This is a genomic window from Croceitalea marina, from assembly GCF_042684265.1.
GTDB lineage: Bacteria > Bacteroidota > Bacteroidia > Flavobacteriales > Flavobacteriaceae > Croceitalea > Croceitalea marina.
Genome location: NZ_JBHULB010000080.1, coordinates 19,439 through 45,110, shown reverse-complemented (window position 1 = coordinate 45,110; position 25,672 = coordinate 19,439). Strand labels below are relative to the sequence as shown.

The following is a 25,672-nucleotide window of genomic DNA, read 5'->3' as shown; positions in this document are numbered from 1 at the left end:
CTATATTCCTATTGAACTTGATTTTATGGCCACCTCTGCACCACGTCTTAATCGTTTGAAAACCCGAAGTGCAATTTGTGCTTGACTAACTGGAATACTGGGAACGATTGGTAATCCTGTTTTTGTAATCATTTTGAAAGCTAATGCTTTTTCGTTGGCTGGTAATTTCATCAAAGCAGCAAAGTAGAGCTTGGGATTTTTTACAAAATCCTTTCGTGCCTTATAGGTTTCGGCAAAGTTTCGTTTGTAGCCAAAAGTCTTGTCAAATGTCTTTTCTGCTTTCTCAAAAAATTTGTCTCTGTCAAAACCTCGTTTCACATTCTTACCGTGCATTTCAACTTCGGAAGCTTTGTGCTTGCTTCCTGGGGAAAGGCTAACAGAGTTGGAAGCGTCCTTTCTGCTCACGATGATATGGATATGACTTTGGTTTCCATCTTTTCGCATTCCCTGGACTATCCGTTTTCCATTTTGTTGATGTGGTGCTTGGCGTTCCAGTTTAGCAATTTCCTTTTTCATCTTTTTGATATTCCCTTCAGCTCGTCCTTCTTGGATGTTTCGGATATCCGTTTTGAGCTGAAGTATTTTTGTAGCAAAAGGTTGATTTTCTTTTATCTGCTTATCCGTTCCTTTAAATGTGCGTTGGTGTTCTATTTTAGCATAGTATTTTATGTCATCGATGGTTATGGGTCGCCCATTAATTTCCCTATTGAATGAAGCCACATAATCCTTCATCAATTCACGAGTGTAGCTTTTTAAATCTTGGCTGTTGTTCTGAAGTTTTCGTAATTCATATTTTGATGGACTGACCGTAATCGAATAAAACTTAGGTTCTTTCTTTTTTAATTTTGCGGTGTTTCCATCAATTTCTTTTACCACTTCTTCAGCAGAAATTTCATCGCCATATTGATTGAAAAAGTGTTCCATATCGTGCTGTTCCAAGCCTTGATTTTCTTTCTCTAAATAGCCTACAAAATCAGCCGAACTTTGTGAATAATTGTTACCTAATTTTTGAGGTGTTATTGTAATATACATAGCTCAAAAATTTATAGTTGGTTACTTGGGTTTTCCTTTTCGCGAAAGCGTACTTCCTTTTTCTCTTCAGCATATTTCTTTTCTACAATCAGCGGTTTTTTTGCTGGTTCTTCTGTTTCAAAGAGCGATTGAATCATAGCCACCGTAGGTTTTGTTTGCGTCTTTTCGACATCCCGCATTATGGCAATGACCGCATTGATTCTTTTGAGTAATTTAGCTTCAATGGTACGTCCTGTTGGTCCTAATTTTTCCTTTGGCGAAATTTCGTTGTAGAAGAAAAAATCCAGCATTGTGGACATTGCTTCGGTGTGCGATTTGAAGTAAGTGCGTGAGAATGTTTGGAAACGTTTTGCTGTTTCCTTTTTAAATCTAATTCCAGTAAATGAGTCCATATTTCGCCGATTTGTCGCAAAATCTTCCCTAAAAATGGGCGTTCCCAGCCTGTTTGTCGCAAATCGTTGATTGTCTAGAAATTATAATAAATTTAATTAACTGATTAGCAGGTAATTAAAAACGAAAAGGAATCCGAAACATCGCGCAGCGTGTTACCCTCTTGCTATTCCTTTTCGTCCCGCGAGCGGGACAAAAATCCATACAATCTGGCTAAAAAGCCGATTGCCATTTTCAAGGAAAATGATTTTCCTGTATGTTAAATTTAGATGTTTAAGGGTATCGGCGAAAGTCAAAAAGTGGATAGCCTTACTTTAATTTGTGCGCTGAATTTCAGCAATGTAAAGATACATTTTTTTCTTGAATTGGATTTAAATTATTTACAAAAACACCTCTAAAAATTCAGAGGTGCTTACTTATTAATTTTAAAATTATATATTAAAAATGAACTTATAGGAATACAAATTCCGTATCGCTTCTTCTTCAATCATTGTTTCAAAATTGGTATGGTTTTCTTTTACGTATTTGCGAATAGCTTCGCCAAATTTTCGTTCCACATCTTTTTTAGAATTTTCTAAAAGTCGGTTTTGAGCCTCTTCGCTCAAATCTGTAAAATTGAGATATACCATAGCCGTCTTTTACAAAATTTCGCTGTCAGCAAAACTATAGTAATCGCCATTAGGCGCAAATATCAAATGGTCAAGAATGGTAATGTCGAATAATCTAGATGCCTTTTTAATCTTGTTCGTTAAATTCTTATCTGCATCACTAGGTTGTAATTTTCCACTTGGGTGATTGTGTGTTAAAATTATAGCTACTGATAAAGATTTTAAAATGACTGCGAACAAAATTCGCAAGTCTATTGACGTGCTTGTAATTCCGCCCTGTGAAAGTTGATATATTCCTTTTACCTTATTGCTATTATTCAACAATACAACTTTAAAGGTTTCTTGTATGCCTATGGTATCTTTATCCCAATCTTCATAAAGTAGTTCAGCTGCATCTTGTGAACTGCTAATTTTCTGCCACATTGAAGATTTCAATCCACCTTTGTAGCTTATTTTTATTTCGTTAACTTGTGCTTTCATTGTTTATAGTATTTAAAATGTGAATAATGAAAAAGAGGGCGCATCTTTCGACGGTTACGCCCTCTTTCATTTTAGTTTACTTATCGCCTTTACTTCCAAGTAAAAGGATTTCATCGGCTACCACTTCCGTTACATAGCGTTGTTCATTATCATCAGTTGTATAGCTTCGAGTTTTTAGTTTTCCCGATATTCCAACTTCTTTACCCTTAGCAACATACTTTTCTACAATTTCAGCAGTCTTGCCCCAGGCTACAATTGTATGCCAATTTGTATCTGTTTGCTTTTCGCCTTTGCTGTCTTTGTAATACTCGTTTGTAGCGAGTGAAAAACGGGCTACTTTCTTTCCGCTTTCAAGGTTCGTAATTGTTGGTTCTTGTCCAACGTTTCCAATTAACTGTACGTGATTTTTAATAGTACTCATAATAAAATATTTAAGTGATTTATATTTCCCCTATTGATTTAAAGCAGATTAAATTTTAAGGGGTGTTTGTTCTTTTCTTTCGTGCACCGCACAATGGATAGAGTGGGTTTTGTCAAGACTTTTAGGGAATAAATCAGGTGTGTTTGCAACGTAGTAAATTCCTTAGAATTTCAAGGAAGTAGAAACCTTATTTTTCGCTAAAACTCTGTACAGTCTTGATAAGTTCCATAAGGGCATTAGCAATTCTTTTAAACGCAGTTGCGTTTGAGCGTACCGACAGTTAAGCGAGATAAGTAGCTGTGGTTAAATTAGAATTGGTTATGTCGTGCCTGTTTTTCGCTGTACCGAAAAACAACAAAGGCTTTATCCATTATAAACCCCTTAAAATGTGTAAGACAGCGGTTCGGTTTTTAAGAATTTTCGAGGAAGCACTCAAGAAGGGCTTACCGCAAATTCTGTCAAGAAAACCGAAGTGATGGCTTTCCGCTTTGGCAAGCGGGCTTAATTCACAATTTTGGCTATGGAATGTAGTGTTCCTTCCCAGAGCATCGGGAAGGGTTAACGGAATGGAAAGCTGAAATTGGGGATTGTGTCCAAGACTTATGTAGCGAAGCTCTTTTTCCGAAATGTAGCTTTTCGTGGAATGAAGGGGAATGTGCTGAGTGGGTTATGAAATTTCTGAATCTATTTATTAGTCATTTCAGTTCAGATAAAATTTTCTCAAAACAAAATAAATATTCCTTATAGTTATATGTTAAATTTTATTACATTATCAAGCCAATAGAATCTGATTATTAATGAATATTTTTAAGAAAAAACTAGAAGATACTACCCCAAAGAAACTCAACTTTGAACCAATTGAACTTTTCCAAACTTTGTTCCATAAGGAAGGATATGCTTATTTACGTGGAATACAGGAAGAGGTTTTAAACTCTTGACATAAAATACGAGAACAACGTGATGTGCTTTGCAAAATGAATACGGGTTCTGGAAAAACCTTGGTTAGCCTTTTAATGTTGTATTCGAAAATGGTTGAAGGTGTTGGACCTAGTTTATATTTATGCCCTGATAAGCAACTATTAGAACAAGCGAAGATTCAAGCAAATTTATATGGAATACCTGTTTGTGAAGTAGAATATGCAGGACAAAGAAGTGTGTTTCCCGATGACTTTTTAAACTCGAAAGCAATACTTCTATGTACATTCCAAAAATTATTCAATTCCCGTTCAATTTTTGAGAGGGACAATATTGATGTTGGTTCTATTGTTCTCGATGATGCACACGTCTGTTTGGATATAGCTAGAGATGCAACTACATTACTAATTCCATTTGGTCACGATTTAGCAAAGAGATTATTGAAGTTATTCAAAGGCGATTTGAAATATCAAGCTCCAGGTACTTATCACAGATTGATACAGGGCGACCCGTATGCTAAAATATTGAAAGTTCCTTATTGGTCTTGGCTTTCACGTAATGATGAATTAATAGAACTCATTGGTGAGTTTAGTGATGACGACGAGTTGTTTTTCAAATGGGGATTAATTGCGGACGACCTTAAATCTTATGATTGTTATGTTGGTCCCAGAGGGATTGAAATAGCACCAGCTTATGTTCCATTTCATAATGTAAGAGCCTTCAATGAGGCCAAACATAGATATATTTTATCTGCCACATTTGAAGACCAGATAGATTTGATTAAAGACTTGGGAATCGACAAAAACAGCATCAAAAATGCTTTGATACCAAAAGACCGTAAAGATGTTGGTCAACGGTTAATACTTGCTCCGCAACGTTTTGATTCCAGAATAGTCGATGAGCAGATAATGACTTTAGCAAGAGATTATTCTAAATCTGGAATTAATGTAATGGTATTGACACCTTCCTCAGAAAGAGCTGTTAAGTGGGAAGATATTGGGGCTGAAATTTTAAAAAATGATAGTATAAATACGGACATTGGGAAATTAAAAGAAAAAAAAGGGTTGTTTTATGTGTTAGTCAACAGATATGATGGGGTTGACCTAAATGGGGATATGTGTAGAGTACTCATTCTTGATGGTTATCCATCTTTTAGCTCTTACGAACAGCTATATGCAGAACTCCGTTTAGAATCTGTCAAAGCATCACTAAAAGCACAGATAATAGAACAAGGATTAGGTAGAGCTGTACGGTCTGGAAGTGATTACTGTACTGTCTTTCTTATGGGAAAAGACCTATTGCAATTTGTGGGTAATAAATCCAACCTTCAATATTTCACACCTGTTACGCGAGAACAGCTTAAACTAGGACTTTCTTTATTAGATGAAGAATCAAAAGACAATGCTCTAGAAACAATTAAAGAAACGGCAAATTTATGCTTGGTGCAAGATATGAGTTGGCGGGAATACCACTCAGATATCTTATCCAAAATCGAAGTCGATAAAACAGATGACCGAATATTGAAAAATTTGGAAATTGCAGATGTAGAGTCAAAAGCTATCGAACAATACAGAAGAAGGGATTATGAGGGCGCAAGTAATCTTATTTTAGATGATATTGTTGACTCGGTTGATTTAACTTCCAAACAGCGTGGTTGGTACTTTGAAAAATCCGCAAATTATTTATTTCTTGATAACGCTCCCAAATCTAATGATTTACAATTAAAGGCTGCGCAAACAACTTCTCATATGCTTCAGTCCAAAAATGGGCATAGCTATACAAAGATTACCGCTAGCGAAGGACAAGCTATACAAGTTCTTCATTTTGTTAAACGTTTTGAAACAACCCAAGACTTTAAAATGTATATTGAAAGTCTTTTTGAAAACCTTAGTTTTAGTCAAGACATACCGCATACAAAGTTTGAAAATGCATTGGCAGAAATTGGAAGTTTAATTGGTTTTTATGCACAAGAACCAGAAGCTGAATTTGGAAATGGACCAGATGTTCTATGGGTGATGACCGACCAGCATTACTTAGTTCTCGAAGCAAAATCCAGAGCCATCCACGATATTATAACAAGGGACAATATCAATCAACTTTTAGGCTCTGGTGAGTGGTTTAAGAATTTATACGGACCAGCAGCTAATCATAATTTGGTTACATTGCAACCGCCAAACATTAAAGGTTGGAATGTAAATACAAGCGAAAACACCCGTGTCATCGATGAAGAATCTTTAAATTTATTGAAGGATAATTTAAGAAGATTTGTTGATGGAATCAATAATTCGGGGTTTACAGCTGCTACAACGAAGGAAATTGCAAACTTATTAGGAATACATAATTTAACGCCCAATGGTTTTAGAACTAGTTATCTCAAGCCAGTTTATTCAAAGAAAGGATAGACTACGGGTCAAAACATAGATGGCTGAGTGGTCTAAGGCTCCTGATTGAAACTCAGGCGTACGGGAAACTGTACCGAGAGTTCGAATCTCTCTCTATCCGCAGATACGTAAGTATTTTAGCCCGCAATTTATTTGCGGGCTTGTTGGTTCTAGAAGCACCACTAATGAACTAAATGTTCTCAATTTTTTGTTAGGAATTATTTCTTAAATCGAATATTGAATGTAGATGCTATTCACTAAAATCTATTAATAGCTGTAATATTTAATAAGGTTTGAGATTAAATGGAAGTAATCATTATCAATACAAATGAAGTTCTTAAAATACTTAAATGTTGTACCTATGTTGTACCCAAGGCTTAAAATCTTGAAGAAATTCCCTTGTTAAAAATAAAAAAGCCGAGGATTTCTCCTCGGCTTTTGTGCGGGCGAAAGGACTCGAACCTTCACACCGTGAGGCACTTGATCCTAAGTCAAGCGTGTCTACCAATTCCACCACGCCCGCATTTTAACAATATTTTAAGAACCTATACTTGGTTAAATCCTAAGTCTAGCGTGTCTACCAATTCCACCACGCCCGCAATAGTCCCATAATAATCGGGATGCAAATATAAATCAATTTTCGAATTGTGAGATAGCAATATTTAAAAACTTCTTTTTGTAATTTTAGCTTCCGATAAAAAAATACATGGGTCAAATAAAAAATTACATCACCGAAAACAAGGAAAGATTTCTAAATGAGCTAGTTGAACTCTTAAAAATTCCATCAATTAGTGCTGACACTGCATATACCAAAGATGTAATTGCAGCTGCAAAATTTGTTGAAAAATCGTTACAAGAAGCCGGTTGCGATAGCACTGAGATTTGCGAAACCAAAGGATACCCTGTTGTTTATGGTGAAAAGATTATCGATAAGAATTTACCAACGGTTTTAGTATATGGCCATTATGATGTACAACCACCAGACCCAGTTGATTTATGGGATTCTCCTCCGTTCGAACCTGTAATTAAAAAGACCGAACTTCACCCAGAAGGTGCAATTTTCGCTCGCGGCTCTTGTGACGATAAGGGGCAAATGTATATGCATGTAAAAGCCGCAGAATTTATGATAAGAAATAATGAGCTGCCCTGTAATGTGAAATTTATGATTGAGGGAGAAGAAGAGGTTGGCAGCGATAGCTTAGCAGAATTCTTAGAAGATCATAAGGAAAAATTATCCAACGACATTATCCTTATTTCCGATACGGGAATGATTGCTAACGATGTGCCATCCATTACCACGGGCCTTCGTGGTCTAAGCTATGTTGAAGTTGAAGTGACAGGACCAAATCGTGACCTACATTCAGGCATTTATGGCGGTGCCGTACCTAATCCGATAAACGTACTGAACAAAATGATTGCCTCTTTACATGATGAGAATAATCATATCACCATTAAAAACTTTTATGATAAAGTAGCGGAAGTTTCAGCGGAGGAACGAGCTGAAATGGCAAAAGCGCCATTTAATTTAGAGGATTATAAAAAAACCTTGGATATAGCAGATGTTCAGGGCGAAGCTGGATATACCACCTCAGAACGTTATTCTATACGACCTACTTTAGATGTAAACGGAATTTGGGGAGGCTACACAGGTGAAGGTGCAAAAACCGTGATAGCTAGCAAGGCCTATGCAAAAATTTCAATGCGATTGGTACCTCATCAAGACCCTGACGAAATTACGGAATTATTTACCGCGCATTTTGAGTCTATTGCTCCAAAAGGTGTTAAGGTAAAGGTCACACCGCACCACGGTGGCCTGCCTTATGTGACCAATATGGATAGCCTTGGCTATAAAGCTGCGGCTAAGGCCTATGAGACCACTTTTGGTAAAACCCCTATTCCCGAGCGAACCGGTGGAAGCATTCCTATTGTTGCACTTTTTGAGCAGGTTTTAGAAAGTAAAACTATTCTAATGGGCTTTGGGTTAGATAGTGATGCCATTCATTCGCCAAACGAACATTTTGGAGTTTGGAACTACCTAAAAGGCATTGAGACCATTCCTTATTTCTATAAATATTTTACCGAGCTTTCTAAATAAGCTAAAAAACTTCTAAAAGGAGTATGCTAATAAGTCAAGAATATAAAGCGCAATGGGGATCTGCTAAAAAAGCATTTTTCAAATTTGTATTCTCCTACTTCGTGCTTTATATCTTTTTAATGTTTTTTAGTGGTTTTGTGAAAGGCCCTACCAGATGGTTTGGCGGTTTACTTGGCATTAATTATAGTTACGAAGCAAGTGGTTATGGTAGTGGTGACAATACCTATGCCTATGCTACCCTTTTCATGAACTTTATTCTGGCAATAGTGATTGCCCTTTTATGGATTGTGTTAGACAGTAAGCGCAAGAGTTACAATCAACTGATGTATTGGTTTATTGTAGTCTTAAGAATCTTCCTCATATTCTTTATGTTTACCTATGGCTTTGTAAAGGTGATACAGTTGCAATTTCCTTACCCTTCGCTTACCCGAATGATGCAACCGTTGGGAGAATTTTCACCCATGGGCTTAGCCTGGACATATTTGGGATACTCAAAAGGCTTCAATCTTTTTATGGGTATTATGGAAATTACCGGTGGCCTTCTCTTAATACCTCGAAGAACATCCACCTTGGGGGCTTTTGTAACGATGGGTGTAATGATCCATGTAGCTGTTATGAACTTTATGTTCGATATTCCAGTCAAGATATTTTCGGTACACCTAACCCTTATGGCATTGTTTATTTTTAGTACCGATATCAAAAGGTTTATTAATGTCTTTATAAATAACAAACCGACCGAAGCTTATGAATTCTTTAACCCAATAAATGATAAAACGTATCACAGGGTCATTTTCTGGACAAAACTAACGTTAACTATCGTGCTGATCGGTTTGTTTTTAATGAGGGGTTATGGTAATGATAAAAGTAAAAACAGCAAAAAACCATATCTATATGGTATTTGGGAGGTTACCCATTTCATAAAAGAAAACGATACCTTACCTCGCTTGGTAACCGATAAAAATCAGTGGCGCTATCTAATTATTGACCGTAAGGATAGGGCAACCATAAAAATGATGGATGACAAAAAATACAATTACACTTTTAAACCTGACTCCATTAGTAAAAAAGCAGCACTTTATGCCCCAGGAGAAAGAAACGAGACTCCAAATTTCACCTATGAGCTTTTAAATTCTGAAACTTTAAAACTAAATGGCGAAATTTATTTGTACAATCATGAAATCATCTTGAAACGAAAGAACCTGGATAGCTTATTGCTTTATTCTAGAGGTTTCAACTGGATTAATGAAAGGCCTTTCAACCGATAAATTTTCTAGCTTCTTAGCCATTTAGCAACAAATAAAGTCTTTCTTATTCCATTTTTTTACTCTACACTTGTAGAATTTAAATATTTATTCTATGTTTGTAGAGTTAATTCTAATCTTGTAGAGAATGCAGTTATCGAAAACCGAAGAGGAACTTATGAATATTCTATGGAAGCAGAAGAAGGCCTTCATGAAAGATTTATTAGATGCCTATGCAGAACCAAAGCCAGCGACTACTACAGTGGCGACCTTACTTAAAAGAATGGCCGACAAAGGTTTTGTGGCCTATAAAAGTTTCGGTCGTTCAAGAGAATATTATCCATTGGTTAAAAAGAAGGATTACTTCTCTAAACATGTAAACGGACTTATTAAAAACTTTTTTAATGATAGTCCGAGTCAATTTGCTTCATTTTTCACCCAATCAACCGATTTAAGCAAAGATGAATTGGAAGCCTTAAAGGCCCTTATCGATAATGAAATTAAAAAGAAATAATCATGCTTATCTATATTATTAAATCGGCGGCCTGCATGGCAATTTTTCTGCTGTTCTACAAACTACTTCTTGAGAAAGAAAACATGCATGTCTTTAAAAGGTTTTATCTGATGCTGGCATTGATAGCCTCGTTAATAATTCCAGGATTAGTATTCATCGAGTATGTAGAACCTGTTGTGACCACTTACACCAGTGCCAATTCATTTATAGAAACTTCAACCTCAGCTTTAATCGAATCACCTGCAAGAGATATTGATGTGGTAAATTGGCCATTACTTGCATGGACAATTTATGGTATTGGCGCTCTAATTTTTGGAATTCGTTTTTTACGAAACCTTTTTCAAATATTAAATAGAATTCGTAGAAATACCAAAGTAAAGCAAGGTTTTAGTATTAAAGTATTGTTATTAGAGCAACTTCCACCACATACGTTTTTCAAATATATTTTTTTGAATAAAGAAAAATTTGAAACCAATACTATCCCTAAAGAAGTGCTACTGCATGAAGAAATTCATGCCAAACAAAGGCACAGTTTCGATGTGGTTTTCATAGAATTACTGCAGGTTATTCTATGGTTTAATCCACTACTTTATTTCTTTAAAAAGAGCATTAAACTTAATCACGAATTTTTAGCAGATAGTGCTGTTATCGCAAAAAATGTTTCAACCAGTAACTATCAAAATACGCTATTATCCTATTTATCACAGGATAGTCTACATAAATATCAGTCCGTTTCGATAGCTATCGGGATGGCAAATGCCATTAATTATTCATCAATCAAAAAACGATTTAAAGTCATGAAAACACGAACATCAAAAAAAGCAATTCTACTGCGCAGTATTTTACTTCTTCCTCTCTTAACTATAATGCTATATGGGTTTAGTGAGACCAAAACTATTCAAAGGACAAATCCTGATGTGGGAAAAAACATCAAAAAAGAATTGGACCATGTGAATCAACTTCAGGTAAATATTTTAAATGCAGAAGGGGCAAGTAAAAAAGAGGTTTCAGAATTCAATAGTCTAGCAGAGAAATACAATGCTATTTCTATTGAAAATAGAGTAATTCCTTTAGGGGATTTAAAAATCTTGGAGTCCATCTATCGTAAAATGAGCAGTGAGCAAAAAGAAAAGGCTCAGCCTTTCCCAGAATGTTTACCTAAAAACATCCAAAAAGGAGCTTCGAGGGAGCAAATGGCTACATACAATGCTTTAGCGAGAAAGTATAATGAAATGGACAGCGATAACATGCGAATTCTAATGAAAGATGTGGAGCAGCTCAAATATATTTATAGCATAATGTCTGACAAACAAAAGGCAGATGCTGAGCCTTTTCCAGATTTTCCAGAGCCACCACCAGCACCAAATCACCCTAATATTCCCAACCCTCCGTCACCAACTAAAAGTATTGGAGTATCAAATGGAGGAGCCACCACAATTCCAAAACCACTAAGCCCAACAGTCATGAATGGCAAAGCAAGTACGATTCCGACTCCACCACTACCGCCTGAACCTATCGAGCCATTAGACCATATCATCGCGATGGCCAAAGAAGGAGCTGTTTTCTTTTTTGAAGGGAAAGAAATCTCTTCTGACAAAGCCATAGAACTTTTTAAAAAGCGTCAAGACCTGAACATTTCAACTACAAACAGCAACTCTAAAAGACCACAAGTAAGAATATCTAAAGAACCTATTAATATAGGTGCAGTTACAAAAAAAGAGAGCGAACTTTTAAAGTATGCACGTGAACTTGAAAAAAAGAATGCTCATTTTTATTTAGATAACAAGCATATCAGCTCAAAGAAAGCGTTATCAATAATCGCAAAAAAAATCTATAACCGGGTAGAAACTTTTCCATACACTTCTAAAACTCCAGAAGTAAGGATATACACAAAACCATTATCACAAAAGAAATCCTCTGGTACAAACCTGGAAACCGGCAATATTAAAGTAAATGGTAAAGAGCTTTTTTATAGTACTAAAAACGGAACCACCAGCTATTTTAATAAAAAAGGGGAACAAGTTGATAAAAAAGGAAGGACATTGGTAAGAGAGCAAGAAAAGTCTCCGACATTCTATTTTAACGGCGAAAAGATTACCTCTGTAAAAGCCCATGAACTTTTAAAAAACAACAAATCTATACAAGTAACCACTGAAGATTATTCTGAGGATGAGTACGCAATAGTTCTGACAGATTTAAGCAAAGTTTCCTATCATAATTACAATAAAAATACCAATCCAAATTCTGTTATTGATTTAACTGAAATGATAGAAAAAGAAGCCTTGTTTTTCTATAATGACCAACCTATTTCTGTTGAAAAAGCATTATGGCTGACTCAAAATGAACATATTGATCGCGTAAATAACGTGGGGTCTAAAAGTGGAAAACCAAAGGTCTATCTCTGGAAAAAAGTTTAAAATCCTAGATATATTAAAATCACAAATCACTGTTAAAGCCTTCATTTCGAAGGCTTTTTGTGTAACAAATTCAGATTGCTTGCGTTCTAATATACAACTTGGCCTAAGCACGGGCCAAGAATCAAACCAAAACGAACACTATCATGTTACAAAAATTCTTCATCTTCTGTTCTGGAGCCGATACGGATATTCTAGAAACTTGCTCAAATGGCGAACGCAATAAATATGCAGGTATAGGTGCCACCGTTTTTTTTACGGCCATAATGGCATTTATAGCCAGCGGCTATGCCCTCTACACTGTTTTTGACAATATATATACCTCTATTTTCTTCGGGCTTATTTGGGGCCTGCTTATTTTTAATTTAGACCGCTATATTGTCTCCACCATTAAAAAAAGAGACAGTTTTAAAAGCGAACTGCTACAAGCGGCACCGAGAATTGTTCTTGCTATTATAATAGCAATCGTCATCTCTAAACCTTTAGAGATGAAAATCTTTGAAAAGGAAATAAATCAAGTACTTCTGGAAGAAAAAAACGCCATGACTTTAGAAAATAAGGAACAGTTGGCCTTGCAGTATACGCCTATTATAGAAAGTTTAAATCGGGATATTGCCAACCTAAAAAATGAAGTTGCCCAAAAAGAAGCAGAAACCAATGCCCTATACGATACTTACATTGCTGAAGCCGAAGGTACTGCAGGAACAAAATTATTGGGCAAAGGCCCGGTCTATGCAGAAAAGCGAGAAAAACACGATGCCTACTTGGCAGAACTACAACAATTAAAACAAAGCAATGCTAAAAAGATAGCCGTTATTGAAAATCAAATTGCAGGGCTAAATACAGATTACGATAAAGCGGTTTCTAATTCACAACCGGTGATAGATGGTTTTGACGGACTTATGGCTCGAATAAATGCTTTAAACAAACTCCCTTGGCTACCTTCGTTTTTTATATTCTTATTATTCCTTGCAATTGAAACTGCACCAATTATCGCCAAGCTTTTAGCCCCAAAAGGTGAATACGATTATAAGCTTGAAGAACAAGAAAGTGTTGTAGCAACATGGGTTACTCAAAAAGTAGCGCAACGAAAATTGCTGATGTCTACAGATGCGGTAATGAATCAGCAAATTTATGAGGACATAAAATCCGAAGAAGAACTGTACCGATATAAAAAAGAAAAGGCTGAAGAATTAATGAGACTGCAAGCAAACTCATTTCACAATACTCAAGTTAAAGGCCTTAGCTAACGCTACATACTCATATGATAATCTAAAATTAGTTCTGTATCATTTACAAATAAATCACAAATCTCGTAATCACTCTCATTATTATTTTCCTTTACAAAGGCTAAGTAATGTTTTACAATTTTATAATCTTCCATTTTTAATTTTATTTGTTTACTACAAAACTATTGGGGATAACCCGGCAACTTTTTAATGTATAGACCGGTAAATAAAAAGTATAGACCAATTACTTTGATTGAATGATTAAAAAGATAACAACATGATATTTAAATAGATAGATTTAGATTAACATCATGTTTTACCGATTACCTACAACAGGCTTAGAGCTTAAAACATTCCTATTCAAAAAATAATAAGTAAATAACTTCAGAGGTTAATCAATTCTTTTTTGAGCTTTTTAACAAGACCAGCAACAACCAAATCGTAAGAATGGTTTATTTGCTGTTTTATAAAATTAGGAGGAAGCTGTTCTAAAAAAATTGTATTCCAATGTTTTTTGCTCATGTGATATCCTGGGATAATAAGGCCATCGTATTCTTCCCTTAAGGCAACTGCTTTCTCTGGATCACATTTTAAGTTGGCTTGGGGTGGCAAACGTTCTAAAGACGCCAAGGCAAACATTTTGCCCATTACTTTGAACACTAGGGTGTACTCATCAAAAGGGAAATCTTCTGTCACTCCCTTTTTGGCTATACAATAATTTCTGAACTCTTCAATATTCATTCCCTAAATTCCATTCGAATCATAAACGATAACCTTAGCCCATAAATCTTTGCACTCTTCAATGAATACTAAATGCGCTTCTTCTTCTTGATATAGCTGCTGAGCTTCGGCAGACTCAAAAGTTACGATTAAAGAATAGGTAAAAGAACCGTCGACCACTTCTCGAGTTGCCATTGGTGGTGTGCCTATAAAATTTGTTTTTGCATATTTAGAGTTATTCAAAAACTTTTGAAGTGAAGCTTCAAACCTATCTTTATCATCTTGACTATCAGGATTGTTAAACCAGAAATAAACAGTGTGGGCAAATGCCGGGTCAAAAGTTTTCATTGTTGTGTTGTTTTGGTTACAAGAAGTGGTGTAACATGCAATAACTAATAAAGTACAAATTATTTTTTTCATTTATTTATTTTCTAAGAATTGTTTCTCTCTATTACTAATTTCTAAGGCTGTGTAGTCTAACTTCCAACCTATGGTTTCGACGATGTTCTCGATTAAAAGTACGGCTTGTAATGCCTCCTTTTTTGCTGTATCAATCAGTCCGCTTTCCGGAATCTTCTCTCGAATGTGTTCTTTGGCGTTTTGATTCAACTTGGTCAAATCATCTGGTGAAAACGAATTAAAAAGGCCGTTTTTTACATCGTAAAACTGAATATCGGGCTCAATAGATAAAATTTCTGGCTCAGGAAATTCGGTAAGAACAATTCTTTTTCGCTCATTATCCGCAGTCATTCTTAATTTCTTCAGGTCATACCCAATTTGAGCTTTTGCATTGATTACGACAAGGGCTTTTTTCTTACTACTTAAAATGCTCATAAAGCCATCTTTGATATTTTCATAGCGATAGATTTCGGCGAAATCACCCTCAACAGAAACCAATTTGCAAACACTTTTTATTCTATCGAGTATTACTGTAGACTGATGTTCAGTAAGTTCACGTCTCTTTTTCTTCGTAAACATTCCATAGAGCCAATACATAAGTATTGCTCCAAGTACCAGTCCTAATAATGCCTCTACAATACTCTCCATGGTTAAATATACTAATCTATTATTTTGTATAATACTGGCCTACTTGGGCTAGCATCATTTTCAAATGGAGCTACCTGAAGGTTTAAAAAATAAGCCCCATCTTCAATATTATTCTCCACAAAAATAAATTCTGTTATGGTAGCTTCTAACCTGATTTTTCCATTTGTATTCCAAAAAGCATTATGACATACCAAAGCCCCATCGTCTTTTTCCTTATCAACGGATGGAAGGTCGATCAAAAGATGTTTTATTCCCTTTTCTCTAAGATAAACAGCAGCCTCCTCCAACAAATAAGGCGGATTGGAATTTGAGTATTGCTTCGTTTTTTTATTACTCAAGTTAGGCAAGGTTCTAATGACTAAAGCTTCGCGTTTTTTGTTTCCTAAAGCATAACGCAATTGCTTTTTAGAGATTACAAAATCATCTCTAAATTTTTCTGGTGCAACAGTAATAAGCTCTGTTAAAAAGAAAAATGTTTTTAGGTTTTTATTGATGGAATAAAAGTCTTTAGTGATATGACCAGCACACTCTGTATGGGTTACGTGAGAATGGGGGTTAAACCAAATATTATTGAAATTCACCGAAGCGCCTTCTGAAACTTTACCTATAAACCCATCCTCTTCATGTGGTTCAATTTTAGGATGACCTAAATACCATGCATTTACATTAGATTCGTTGCCGGTCATCGCGATAGAAATATCCAAGGGTTTGGTTAAATCTATTTTATAGTTTTTTGACCGGTATTGAATGGCAGCTAGCATTATTTCAAATTTAGCATAAACAAATCACTTGCAATTCCGTCTGCTAAAAACTTCCCCTTTTTTGTAGCCAATAAGGTATCATCATCTAAATACAATAAGTGTTGTTCTATATATTTATCTGCCTGTTGTAAAAGATATTCCTTGTATTTATTGCCGAATTCTTCTACTACTTTTAATAAAGAAACCCCCCAAATTGTTCTTAAACCTGTCATTATGTATTCATTATACTTATCGGTTTTGGATAATACTTCCTCTTCCATAGGTAACTCGCCGTTTGTTATAGCCTTAATATATTTTGGATTGTTATTGATATTCCACCCTCTTCGAATTCCGTCAAATGAATGTGCCGATGGTCCTATACCTATATATTTTTTCTGCTGCCAATAGGCGGAATTGTTCTTAGAAAAATATCCCGGTTTTCCAAAATTGGAAATCTCATAACAACTGTACCCCGCTTCAGTCAAGGTATTGTTCAGAATATGAAAATGCTCTTGGGCGACCTCATCTTCTACCGGTTTTACCAGTCCTTTTTTCACGAAATTGGCCAATGCCGTTTTTGGCTCTACAGTAAGTGCATAACTTGAAATATGTGGAATTTGAAATGAAATGGCCTTGTCTATATTTTCCTTCCAACGCTCGTTGGTCATGTTTGGCATTCCGTAGATTAAATCAATAGAAATATTTTGAAAGTGCTTCTTTGCCTGTTGTATGCATTGTTCTGCCTCATTTGCATTGTGAGCCCTATTCATCAGTTTTAGATCTTCCTCAAAAAAAGACTGTACTCCAATACTCAGTCTATTGATTGGACTTTCTGAAAATGAAACTATTTTATCTTCCGATAAATCATCAGGATTAGCCTCCAAGGTAATTTCCGGTTTATCGATTACTCTGTAATTGTCATAAACAGCAGCTACTAATTTTTCAATCTCAGAAACCTCAAGCACCGATGGCGTTCCACCTCCGAAATAAATCGTTTCTACCGTTTCATTCTCAAATTCACTTTTTCGGAGTGCAATTTCCTTTGATAGTGCGTTTATCATAGTTTCCTTTTTACCCATCTGGGTAGAAAAATGGAAATCACAATAGTGACAAGCTTGTTTACAAAAGGGGATATGAATATAAATGCCTGCCATTATCCTAATTTCTTAGGATTATCTTTGATATAAGCACTCCACCCTGTGTATGATTTACCAACTTTAATGCGCCCCTCATTATAAAAGTGGCAAACTGCAGCCGCTAAGCCATCTGTACTATCTAGGTTCTTAGGTAGAGTTTTTAAGCCCAACATCCCTTGAAGCATTTTGGCAACTTGCTCCTTACTTGCATTTCCGTTTCCGGTAATAGCCATTTTTATTTTCTTGGGAAGATATTCTGTAATAGGTATTTGCCTTGATAAGCCAGCAGCCATTGCAACGCCTTGGGCTCTGCCTAACTTTAGCATAGATTGTACATTTTTACCAAAAAAGGGAGCCTCTATAGCTATTTCGTCTGGGTGATAGGTGTCTATTAGTTCTATGGTTCGCTCAAAGATAAGTTTGAGTTTGGTATAAGGATCATCATATTTCTTAAGAAGCAGTTCATTCATTTGAATAAACTCCATCTTCTTATTTACCACCTTAATGATACCAAAACCCATTATAGTCGTTCCTGGGTCTATGCCTAATATGATTTTCTCGTTGGCCAAATTAGTTTGTGGTGTTTAGCACGATTGGTAGTCTAAACTTAATACTTACCGGAGTGCCCCGCTTTAAAGCGGGAGCTACCGTTGTTAAGTTATTTAATCGCTGTGACAGTTCTGTAGTTAATTCTGGAACTGCCTTTTTAATACTATCTTTTTCCTGTATTTCCAACACGGTCATAAAACCATGTTCATCTATTAAAAAATCTATGTAGAGGGTATCGTTGATATCGTTTTCAACTTCAAATTCTACATCATCAAACGCCGAAGAGAAGTAATTTAACATGGTTTCTTGAAAACATTCTTTCTGCACCTGCTTGTTTGCGCTCTCATCACAATTCTCAAACAGTGGATAGGCATCCACATCGTTCCAATCAATTGCCAACAATTTATCGTTAATCAATTGGTCGGTCTGTTTTTCTTGCGATTGAAAATAGTTGCAAGAAGTTAAAACAGCGAGAAGATATAAGCACCAAAACTTACGCATAAGAGCCCTTAGAATTTGGCTGAAATTACAATTTTTTGGCTAATTCATTCGGAGTTAAAATGGATTTCCTCCTTTAACTCCGTGATACGTTTTTTGGCACGTTCTTTTAAAAAGGGGTACACGTTATCAAAGTCTGATAACAACTTTTCATAATGTCTGAGTTTTATTTTAGGGTCTTTATAATACTCATCTGCCAAAATGCAAACCTGCCAATAATTAAATTGATTCACTTTATCCTCTTCCCAAGCTTTCGTATAATAATCCAAAGATTTTTTGAGTTGCCCTTTTAAACGAGCAATGCGCCCTAAACTTCGATATTCATTGTCAAAAATATACCGTCGTTCATCTATTGATTTTAAAAAGTAGATCTCGGCGCTATCCAACTCTTTTTCTAAAAGATAAACCTGCCCTAAACCTTCGTAGGCGTCCGCTTCATAATTAACCATTTCACCTAGTTTTCTATAGGCCTTTTTCGCTTCTTCATACTTCCATCGATTTGCATAAGAATAGCCTAATTTCTTGTAAACAAAAGGTTTCTTCTCACCTAATTCTACTAGTCGCGCAAAAAGTGGTGCTGCCTTTTCATAATATCCAGCATCAAAATTTGCCAAAGCTTTAAGATTTATAAGAGCGACATCATTTGGAGCGGTTTTTAACCCTAAATCAATAATTTCCATAGCATTTGCCGGTTCTTCTACTCCTACATAGTATTTACCCAATAGGTAAATACTCCTTAGGTGAGTACTATCCAGTTCAATAACTTTTTTAAGTGCACTATTTCCTTTGTCATAGTCTAAATTCGATTGATGAGACTTCCCCAAATAATAATAAAATTCCGGATTTGTACTCTCGGGCATTGCCAGTTCTTGAAATAGTTTTATTGCTTCTTTGTACTTTTTGGTTTTATCATAGAGCTTCCCTAATTCAAACTTTGCCAAAACATGCTCGTTATTCTTTTTGAGAATATCTTGGTATTGTAAAATCGCTTTTTCTTTATCGCCAATGGCATTATAAGCTCTTGCTATTTGAAGATTGGAATTCTCATCGCCTATCCCAGCATAAGCATTGATGGCAGCGGTATAATTTCCTAAAAGATAAAGGCTATCTGCGACGGAAGAAGTCGAAGACTGCGCCTCGGCTTTGAAAACCATTAGTGCAGTCAACAAATAAAGGTATTTGTTCAAATCAGTTGAGCTTAAAAGTTATTGGAATAGAAAAAGGCACCTCCACAGCTTGCCCGTCTTGTTTGCCAGGTTGTATTGGTGGTAGACGTTCAATAATACGAACTGCTTCATTTTCCAATAATTCATGCGGGCCTCTTTTTCTAATGTTTTTTATACTACCGTCTGTTGAAATTATAAATACCAAACTTACACGCCCTTGAACACCCATATCTTGTGCTTCTTTTGGGTAGTTAAAATGCTTTTTAATGTGTTCAACCATTTTTTCTTGGAAACATTCCTTTTTATCAGTAGCATTTTCGCAGCCAGGAAAAATTGGAACCTCATCTACAGCCTCAAAGGGTATAGATTCTGAATAGGTAGTCTGCGAAATTGTTTGTTCCTCAGATGAAATAACTTTATTAGCATTTTTAACGCTGGCTATTAAAAATGAACTATTATCGTCAGATAAAAACAGAAAACTTTTACTTCCCTTAATACTTTCTAAAGTGCGATTTATCTTTCTTATCTCTTGCCCAGTTAAATCTTTTACTGAACCAACTTTCATAAACTCTCCAGGCCCTAAATTTTTATCGTCTTTCTGAACAAGGCGCACAGAAAAATCATTAGGATTAATAGAAACCTTTAAATTTTTATCCAATTGCTTAAAAGCTATTTCTCTATTAACATAGCTATTGTACTTTTCTGTTGATGGGTATGGAATATCAACCTTTCGTTCCATTTTACTTTTCTCATAAACTTTATTTATAGCCAGCCTTAAAGAAATCATTCTTCTAAAAAAGTCCTCTTTTGAAAGTAACTTATCTTTAATCTCTCCCTCGTTTCCTAAAATATAAGCCGACCTTATAATTTCTTCTATGCTTTTACCCTCTAACTCATCTTCTATCGAAGCTATTAATCCCGCATCATCATTACTACTAGCTATTAGAACCTCTCTATTATCCAAAGGCAATTCCTCCTCACAAGAAGTATAAAGCAACATGCCCAAAACAAGGGGTACCAATAACAAATACTTAAACTGATAAACCTTTTTAGACTTTGTTTTACTTAACATGATTATTCGTTTTTTGATTAATGATCTTTTAAAAAATTGATTCACAAAACTGATGTTTTGGGTCTGGAAAGCTTCTGCCAAAAGCAGTTGATACTGTTCCTTTTTATTTGTTTTAGCTACAATAGAATCTGCTATAAACTCGTGTAATTCCGATACTCGGTTTTGATATACATAGACCAAGGGATTGAACCAAAAGGCAATTCGCATAATTTCAAAAAAGAGCAGGTCAAGCGAATGCCATTGTTTAATATGTACCAACTCATGCGCAACGATATTAGCTTCGTTTTCTTTTTTAATTTGTTCCCCTAAGAAGATATTTTTAAAGAAGGAAAAAGCCAATTCGCTTTTTTTAACTACAACTTTAGTAAAGTCTTTATAATAGCGAATGGTACCGTTCTCTTTAAGCCTATAAATCTGAAAGAGTTTATAGCCAAACCATAATGCAGAAAGCAAAGCACCTATACCAAAAACTATATATTCTGTTGGGAGTGATGCCAACCAACTGGTTTCTTCTTCCGCTGGTGTTACGGCTATGCCATCCAATTGCCAAAACAACATAGGATAACCTACAAATTCTTGAGAAACGGTCGTTTTAAAAGCTTCAATCTTAATCCATGGTAAAACTATAGCTACTAAAAAAGTACCCATAAGGTAAAAACGATTCCACTGAAAAAAGGTTTCTCTTTTTAAAAACAAGTCATAGACTACTAAAAAGAGTAATTGAAATGCTATTATTTCTAAGATGTACTGAATCATGCTATTTTATTTTTGTCATTCCGATTGAGTCCCGATAGTTATCGGAACGAAGAGGAATCTAAGAATCTATAATTCCCATACTAACGGCGTTCAATTCGAAATGACATTATTCTTCTTTTATCTTTTTAAGGATGTCCTCCAATTCACCTACACTAACATCATTCTTTTTCATAAAAAAAGATACCATACTTTTAAAAGAACCTTGAAAGTATCCGTCGACCAATTTGTTGATTGACTGATTACTATATTCTGATTTCTTAATAAGTGGAAAATATACATGCCCCTTACCCACTTTATCGTGGCCCACAAAACCTTTATCCTCTAGAATACGAACAATAGTAGAAACCGTATTGTATGCAGGTTTTGGTTCTGGGAGTTCTGCTACTAAGGCAGCCACATTGGCCTTTTCTAATTGCCAAAGTAACTGCATTACTTCTTCTTCTGCTTTTGTGAGTTGTTTCATATAAGATTATGATTTATACACTTCGACAAGCTAAGTGTGAAACTATTTAAAACTAAGTTTTTAGTTCAACTATAAAACAAATATAACTAACTATTTAGTTTAAACTAATTTTTTAGTTGAAAATTAGCTGATCTATGTAACAAAACCGACGTAACTTTGTCTAATAGACAGAAATCATACTATGGATATCGTTCTTCTTGTTATTGGGTTCATTTTAATGCTCGTTGGTATTTTGGGTAGTTTTTTGCCTGTGCTTCCCGGTCCACCTATTAGTTGGGTAGGGCTGCTTTTACTTTATTTGACCAAAGCAATACCAGATGATTGGTGGTTATTGGGTATAACGCTAGTTGTGGCAATCGCCGTTTTTGTTCTGGATTATATAATACCTGCGGTAGGTACAAAAAAATTTGGCGGAAGCAAAGCCGGTATGTTTGGCACCGTTGTGGGGTTATTGGTCGCTATATTTTTCCCAGTTCTAGGTCCTTTCGGAATCATCATTTGGCCCTTTGTTGGTGCTTTGGTTGGAGAATTGGCCAATAAAGCAGACCAGAAAACGGCTTTAAAAGCTGCTTTTGGTTCTTTTTTAGGGTTTTTAACAGGAACTTTTATGAAGTTCGTAATTGCCGTAATCTACCTAGGTATTTTTATCTGGAAAGCCATAGAATACGGTCCAGAGCTATTCACCTTCAGTTAATCGAGCCAGGCTACCTTTTCTGTTATTGGTTGTCGCGTACCTTCATTTAGTTCATCATCGGAATATCCCAGATAGAAAAAACCTAGACATTTTTCGCCTTCGTTTAAATCAAAGAACTTGTCCATATATTTTATGAGTCCGGGTGAACTCCAATAACTACCAATACCCATTTCGGTGGCAGCCAACCACATGTTCTGTACCGCCATGGCAGTTGCCGCAATTTCTTCCCATTCAGGCAAACTCTCATTTGGGTCACGCTGCATACAGACAGCAATAATAGCTCCAGCTTTCTTAGGGTTTTCGGTAAGTTTCTTAATCTTTATTTGCTTAGGTCTTGCATCGGTCTCTTGATACTTTTTTGCCAAAAATAGTCCTAGTTCCGCCTTCGAATCGCCCATCATAACTTTAAACCGCCAAGGCTCCGTCTTCTTATGATTGGGCGCCCAATTCGCTGCTTCAAGTAACTTTTCTATGCTTTCTTTTGCAATTGGTTTGTCATTATACTGAACCGGAAAAACACTTCTCCTTTTTTTGATAAGTTCAAAAATCATAGTTCTTTTAGTTTAACAACAAATTTAAGCATTGGCGTAATACTGGATTTCGATTATCAGCTTTCCATGCCACCGAGAGTATCGCTTTTTGTTTGATTTTCTTGAGCTCAATAAACTTCACGTTCATTTTAAAACCATACTGTAAAGCGGTTGGTACAATTGATATTCCCAACCTATTCTCTACTAACTTAAAAATAGTAAGGGCATGTACCGACTTGTGCGAAACCTTTGGTGTAAAACCAGCATCTTCACATATACCCATAACCGTATCATAATACAATGAACTATAATCTTGTGAAAATAGAATAAAGTCTTCTTCGGCCATTTGGTGTATTCCCTTAAAATTTGACTGGTCGATATGAAAATCTATGGGCACCACCAAAGAAAAGGTGTCTTCGAAAACGGGTTTGATCTGCAAACCATTTGGCACTCTTGCCAAACGCACAAAACCAATATCCAACTTATCTTTTTGTAAAGCATTTATTTGCGCATGGTTAGAAAGTTCTTCTAAACTTGTATGAACTTCGGGAGATTTATGTTTTAAATTCAATAACAGGTTTGGTATTACCTTTTGCATTGCAGAGCCTAAAAAGCCAATTCTAATTTCACCTAAATGACCTTCATCAATAAGTTTTAAATGCCTTTTGATTTGACTTAAATGATTCATGATAAACTCAACTTCTCCCTTCAAAAAAGTGCCAGCAGCAGTGAGACTTACCTTCTTTTTATCCCTTTCGAACAATTTTACGCTCAAAATTTCCTCCATTTGTTTGATTTGGGTACTTAGCCCGGGTTGAGAAATAAATAGTTTTTCTGCAGCTTTTCTGTAATGCAATTCTTCTGCAACAGCTAAAAAGTAACTAAAGTGTCTCAATTCAATTTGATAACTCATACTTATTAAATAGTATTAAAAATAGTATTGGTAATTATCAAATATAGCTTTTACTTTTATAAAACAACAAAAGCAATCCTAAATCAATAATGAAGCAATTGAACAAATTTCAATTTGGTGAAGAAAAACTGACAGTAAGCACCGTTCTTTCCATTTCAAGAAACCAGACCAAGGGAATTCTATCCACAGATACAAAAGAAAGAATTAAAAAAAGTGCACAAATCGTAGCTGACATCGTTGAAAAGAACGAGCCCGTTTATGGTATAAATACCGGTTTTGGACCTCTTTGTACCACCAAGATTTCTAAATCGGAAACCAAAATTCTTCAAACCAATATTTTAAAAAGTCATAGTGTAGGTGTAGGCAAACCAATCTCAAAAGAGCTGGCAAAACTCATGTTGATATTAAAGATACATGCTCTTTCAAAGGGTTATTCTGGCATACAACTGAAAACCCTGGAACGAATTTTATGGCATATAGATAATGATGCAATCCCTGTTGTTCCCTCACAGGGTTCGGTAGGCGCATCTGGGGATTTAGCGCCTTTATCCCATTTGTTTTTACCATTGATCGGCTTAGGAAAAGTTTATTTTGAAGGAAACGAAATAGAAACCACTGCGCTTTTTGACAAAACCGGTCTTAAACCTTTAGAATTGGGCCCCAAAGAAGGCTTGGCCCTTATAAATGGAACACAGTTTATTCTTGCCCATGGAGTTCTAGTAGTTGAAAAGTTAAGCTCCTATCTACAACACGCAGATATTATAGGCGCCATGATGATAGAAGGTTTACAAGGTTCCATAAAACCCTTTTTTAAAGAATTGCATGAACTAAGACCTTTTAAAGGCAATCAACATGTTGCAGGAAGGATCAGAACGCTACTCAAAGGTTCTGAAATTTTAGAAGACCATATTGATTGTGAACGTGTTCAAGACCCTTACTCGCTGCGTTGCATCCCTCAAGTACATGGCGCCTCTAGAAACACTTGGTTTCATCTCAAAGAATTGATCGAAATCGAATTAAATTCTGTCACCGATAACCCGGTAATCATCAACAATGAATTGACGATAAGCGGGGGTAATTTTCACGGACAACCCATAGCAATGGTTTTAGATTATGCTACCCTCGCTGCTTCTGAGATAGGAAATATATCCGATAGAAGAATCTATTTGGCCCTCGAAGGAAATAGTCCGGGAGTGCCCAAATTATTAATGGATGATACCGGAATTAACTCCGGATACATGATCTTACAATACACCACCGCAGCTTTGGCAAGCGAAAACAAAAGTTTATGTTTTCCTGCCAGTGCAGACAGTATACCTACCTCTTTAGGGCAAGAAGATCATGTGAGCATGGGTTCGATCAGTGGTCGAAAAGCTTTACAAGTTTTAGAAAACGTTGAAAAAATATTGGCCATTGAATTATTGACCGCTGCGCAGGCATTCGAATTTAGAAAACCATTAAAATCTGGTGTTTTATTGGATAAAATTCATCAATTTGTAAGAACAAAGGTCAGCTTTGCTGACAAAGACCGCGTATTTTCCGATGACATTGAAATAGCCATCGAAATAATCAAAAACGAAGATCTAACCCAACTTGTTGAAGATACTATGACTAAAAACAATTTGAATTGGGATACCGAACATCTTAAAGAATTTGAAACTTTTTGAT

The 25,672-nt window shown here is 35.7% G+C and carries 25 protein-coding genes and 2 tRNA genes; 9 read left to right on the top strand and 18 right to left on the bottom strand.

What is annotated here, in order from left to right:
• The 5 genes from mobB to ACFSQJ_RS16570 all read right to left on the bottom strand — a co-directional run bounded on the left by mobB (position 1) and on the right by ACFSQJ_RS16570 (position 2,931).
• The gene (mobB, locus tag ACFSQJ_RS16590; RefSeq protein WP_099543832.1) at positions 1 to 1,032 is read right to left on the bottom strand and encodes a MobB family relaxase; all 1,032 of its coding nucleotides are present in this window, start codon (positions 1,030 to 1,032) and stop codon (positions 1 to 3) included.
• Positions 1,033 to 1,043: 11 nt separating this feature from the next.
• Positions 1,044 to 1,424, bottom strand: coding sequence for a BfmA/BtgA family mobilization protein (locus ACFSQJ_RS16585; RefSeq protein WP_099543834.1), 381 nt, complete (start codon positions 1,422 to 1,424; stop codon positions 1,044 to 1,046).
• Between the two features lie 429 nt (positions 1,425 to 1,853).
• Positions 1,854 to 2,051 (bottom strand): hypothetical protein, encoded by a 198-nt coding sequence (locus tag ACFSQJ_RS16580; RefSeq protein ID WP_099543836.1) that lies wholly within the window; start codon positions 2,049 to 2,051, stop codon positions 1,854 to 1,856.
• Between the two features lie 9 nt (positions 2,052 to 2,060).
• Complete coding sequence (locus ACFSQJ_RS16575) at positions 2,061 to 2,510, bottom strand: JAB domain-containing protein (protein WP_099543838.1); 450 nt, start codon at positions 2,508 to 2,510, stop codon at positions 2,061 to 2,063.
• 76 nt (positions 2,511 to 2,586) lie between these two features.
• Positions 2,587 to 2,931 carry a single-stranded DNA-binding protein gene (locus ACFSQJ_RS16570; protein WP_099543840.1) on the bottom strand — a complete coding sequence of 115 codons (345 nt, stop codon included), beginning with the start codon at positions 2,929 to 2,931 and terminating at the stop codon, positions 2,587 to 2,589.
• A gap of 944 nt (positions 2,932 to 3,875) precedes the next feature.
• On the opposite strand from ACFSQJ_RS16570, the gene ACFSQJ_RS16565 reads away from it, so the two are divergent.
• Positions 3,876 to 6,248, top strand: coding sequence for a DEAD/DEAH box helicase (locus tag ACFSQJ_RS16565; RefSeq protein WP_262497600.1), 2,373 nt, complete (start codon positions 3,876 to 3,878; stop codon positions 6,246 to 6,248).
• A 15-nt stretch (positions 6,249 to 6,263) separates the two neighbouring features.
• Positions 6,264 to 6,348 (top strand) — tRNA-Phe (locus ACFSQJ_RS16560).
• A 320-nt stretch (positions 6,349 to 6,668) separates the two neighbouring features.
• On the opposite strand, the gene ACFSQJ_RS16555 is transcribed toward ACFSQJ_RS16560, so the two are convergent.
• Positions 6,669 to 6,750: transfer RNA gene (locus ACFSQJ_RS16555), tRNA-Leu, on the bottom strand.
• Between the two features lie 183 nt (positions 6,751 to 6,933).
• Between ACFSQJ_RS16555 and ACFSQJ_RS16550 the strand changes: the two genes are divergently transcribed.
• The 5 genes from ACFSQJ_RS16550 (at position 6,934) to ACFSQJ_RS16530 (ending at position 13,741) form a co-directional block, all read left to right on the top strand.
• Positions 6,934 to 8,322 carry a dipeptidase gene (locus ACFSQJ_RS16550; protein WP_377768074.1) on the top strand — a complete coding sequence of 463 codons (1,389 nt, stop codon included), beginning with the start codon at positions 6,934 to 6,936 and terminating at the stop codon, positions 8,320 to 8,322.
• A 23-nt stretch (positions 8,323 to 8,345) separates the two neighbouring features.
• On the top strand, positions 8,346 to 9,587 hold the full coding sequence (locus ACFSQJ_RS16545) for a DoxX family protein (protein ID WP_377768073.1): 1,242 nt from the start codon (positions 8,346 to 8,348) through the stop codon (positions 9,585 to 9,587).
• Positions 9,588 to 9,711: 124 nt separating this feature from the next.
• Positions 9,712 to 10,077: a BlaI/MecI/CopY family transcriptional regulator gene (locus tag ACFSQJ_RS16540; RefSeq protein WP_377768072.1), complete on the top strand. Its 366-nt coding sequence runs from the start codon at positions 9,712 to 9,714 to the stop codon at positions 10,075 to 10,077.
• A 2-nt stretch (positions 10,078 to 10,079) separates the two neighbouring features.
• Positions 10,080 to 12,494, top strand: coding sequence for a M56 family metallopeptidase (locus ACFSQJ_RS16535; RefSeq protein WP_377768071.1), 2,415 nt, complete (start codon positions 10,080 to 10,082; stop codon positions 12,492 to 12,494).
• A 143-nt stretch (positions 12,495 to 12,637) separates the two neighbouring features.
• Positions 12,638 to 13,741 carry a DUF4407 domain-containing protein gene (locus tag ACFSQJ_RS16530; protein WP_377768070.1) on the top strand — a complete coding sequence of 368 codons (1,104 nt, stop codon included), beginning with the start codon at positions 12,638 to 12,640 and terminating at the stop codon, positions 13,739 to 13,741.
• 363 nt (positions 13,742 to 14,104) lie between these two features.
• On the opposite strand, the gene ACFSQJ_RS16525 is transcribed toward ACFSQJ_RS16530, so the two are convergent.
• The 10 genes from ACFSQJ_RS16525 to ACFSQJ_RS16480 form a co-directional block, all read right to left on the bottom strand.
• On the bottom strand, positions 14,105 to 14,461 hold the full coding sequence (locus tag ACFSQJ_RS16525; RefSeq protein WP_377768069.1) for an MmcQ/YjbR family DNA-binding protein: 357 nt from the start codon (positions 14,459 to 14,461) through the stop codon (positions 14,105 to 14,107).
• A 3-nt stretch (positions 14,462 to 14,464) separates the two neighbouring features.
• Positions 14,465 to 14,788 carry a Dabb family protein gene (locus ACFSQJ_RS16520; RefSeq protein WP_377768068.1) on the bottom strand — a complete coding sequence of 108 codons (324 nt, stop codon included), beginning with the start codon at positions 14,786 to 14,788 and terminating at the stop codon, positions 14,465 to 14,467.
• 72 nt (positions 14,789 to 14,860) lie between these two features.
• On the bottom strand, positions 14,861 to 15,487 hold the full coding sequence (locus ACFSQJ_RS16515) for a DUF4230 domain-containing protein (RefSeq protein WP_377768067.1): 627 nt from the start codon (positions 15,485 to 15,487) through the stop codon (positions 14,861 to 14,863).
• An 11-nt stretch (positions 15,488 to 15,498) separates the two neighbouring features.
• Positions 15,499 to 16,248 carry a cyclase family protein gene (locus tag ACFSQJ_RS16510; protein ID WP_377768066.1) on the bottom strand — a complete coding sequence of 250 codons (750 nt, stop codon included), beginning with the start codon at positions 16,246 to 16,248 and terminating at the stop codon, positions 15,499 to 15,501.
• On the bottom strand, positions 16,248 to 17,381 hold the full coding sequence (hemW, locus tag ACFSQJ_RS16505) for a radical SAM family heme chaperone HemW (RefSeq protein ID WP_377768065.1): 1,134 nt from the start codon (positions 17,379 to 17,381) through the stop codon (positions 16,248 to 16,250). The genes ACFSQJ_RS16510 and hemW overlap by 1 nt, the downstream gene beginning before the upstream one ends.
• Entirely contained in the window at positions 17,381 to 17,932 is a 552-nt protein-coding gene (gene ruvC / locus ACFSQJ_RS16500; protein ID WP_377768064.1) for a crossover junction endodeoxyribonuclease RuvC, read from the bottom strand. The genes hemW and ruvC overlap by 1 nt, the downstream gene beginning before the upstream one ends.
• Before the next feature lies 1 nt (position 17,933).
• Positions 17,934 to 18,413 (bottom strand): hypothetical protein, encoded by a 480-nt coding sequence (locus ACFSQJ_RS16495; protein WP_377768063.1) that lies wholly within the window; start codon positions 18,411 to 18,413, stop codon positions 17,934 to 17,936.
• 44 nt (positions 18,414 to 18,457) lie between these two features.
• Complete coding sequence (locus ACFSQJ_RS16490; protein ID WP_377768062.1) at positions 18,458 to 19,597, bottom strand: tetratricopeptide repeat protein; 1,140 nt, start codon at positions 19,595 to 19,597, stop codon at positions 18,458 to 18,460.
• Between the two features lies 1 nt (position 19,598).
• Positions 19,599 to 21,404 (bottom strand): TonB family protein, encoded by a 1,806-nt coding sequence (locus ACFSQJ_RS16485; protein WP_377768061.1) that lies wholly within the window; start codon positions 21,402 to 21,404, stop codon positions 19,599 to 19,601.
• A gap of 106 nt (positions 21,405 to 21,510) precedes the next feature.
• Positions 21,511 to 21,867: a BlaI/MecI/CopY family transcriptional regulator gene (locus tag ACFSQJ_RS16480; protein ID WP_377768060.1), complete on the bottom strand. Its 357-nt coding sequence runs from the start codon at positions 21,865 to 21,867 to the stop codon at positions 21,511 to 21,513.
• 181 nt (positions 21,868 to 22,048) lie between these two features.
• Between ACFSQJ_RS16480 and ACFSQJ_RS16475 the strand changes: the two genes are divergently transcribed.
• On the top strand, positions 22,049 to 22,561 hold the full coding sequence (locus ACFSQJ_RS16475; protein WP_377768059.1) for a DUF456 domain-containing protein: 513 nt from the start codon (positions 22,049 to 22,051) through the stop codon (positions 22,559 to 22,561).
• Here ACFSQJ_RS16475 and ACFSQJ_RS16470 read toward each other — a convergent pair.
• Together ACFSQJ_RS16470 and ACFSQJ_RS16465 are read right to left on the bottom strand one after the other, a co-directional pair.
• A complete protein-coding gene (locus ACFSQJ_RS16470) occupies positions 22,558 to 23,112 on the bottom strand; it encodes a nitroreductase family protein (protein WP_377768058.1) in 555 nt (184 codons plus the stop codon). The two genes, ACFSQJ_RS16475 and ACFSQJ_RS16470, sit on opposite strands and share 4 nt — an antisense overlap.
• Before the next feature lie 7 nt (positions 23,113 to 23,119).
• A complete protein-coding gene (locus ACFSQJ_RS16465) occupies positions 23,120 to 24,004 on the bottom strand; it encodes a LysR family transcriptional regulator (protein WP_377768057.1) in 885 nt (294 codons plus the stop codon).
• An 89-nt stretch (positions 24,005 to 24,093) separates the two neighbouring features.
• Between ACFSQJ_RS16465 and hutH the strand changes: the two genes are divergently transcribed.
• On the top strand, positions 24,094 to 25,671 hold the full coding sequence (gene hutH / locus ACFSQJ_RS16460) for a histidine ammonia-lyase (RefSeq protein ID WP_377768056.1): 1,578 nt from the start codon (positions 24,094 to 24,096) through the stop codon (positions 25,669 to 25,671).
• Position 25,672: the final 1 nt, after the last annotated feature.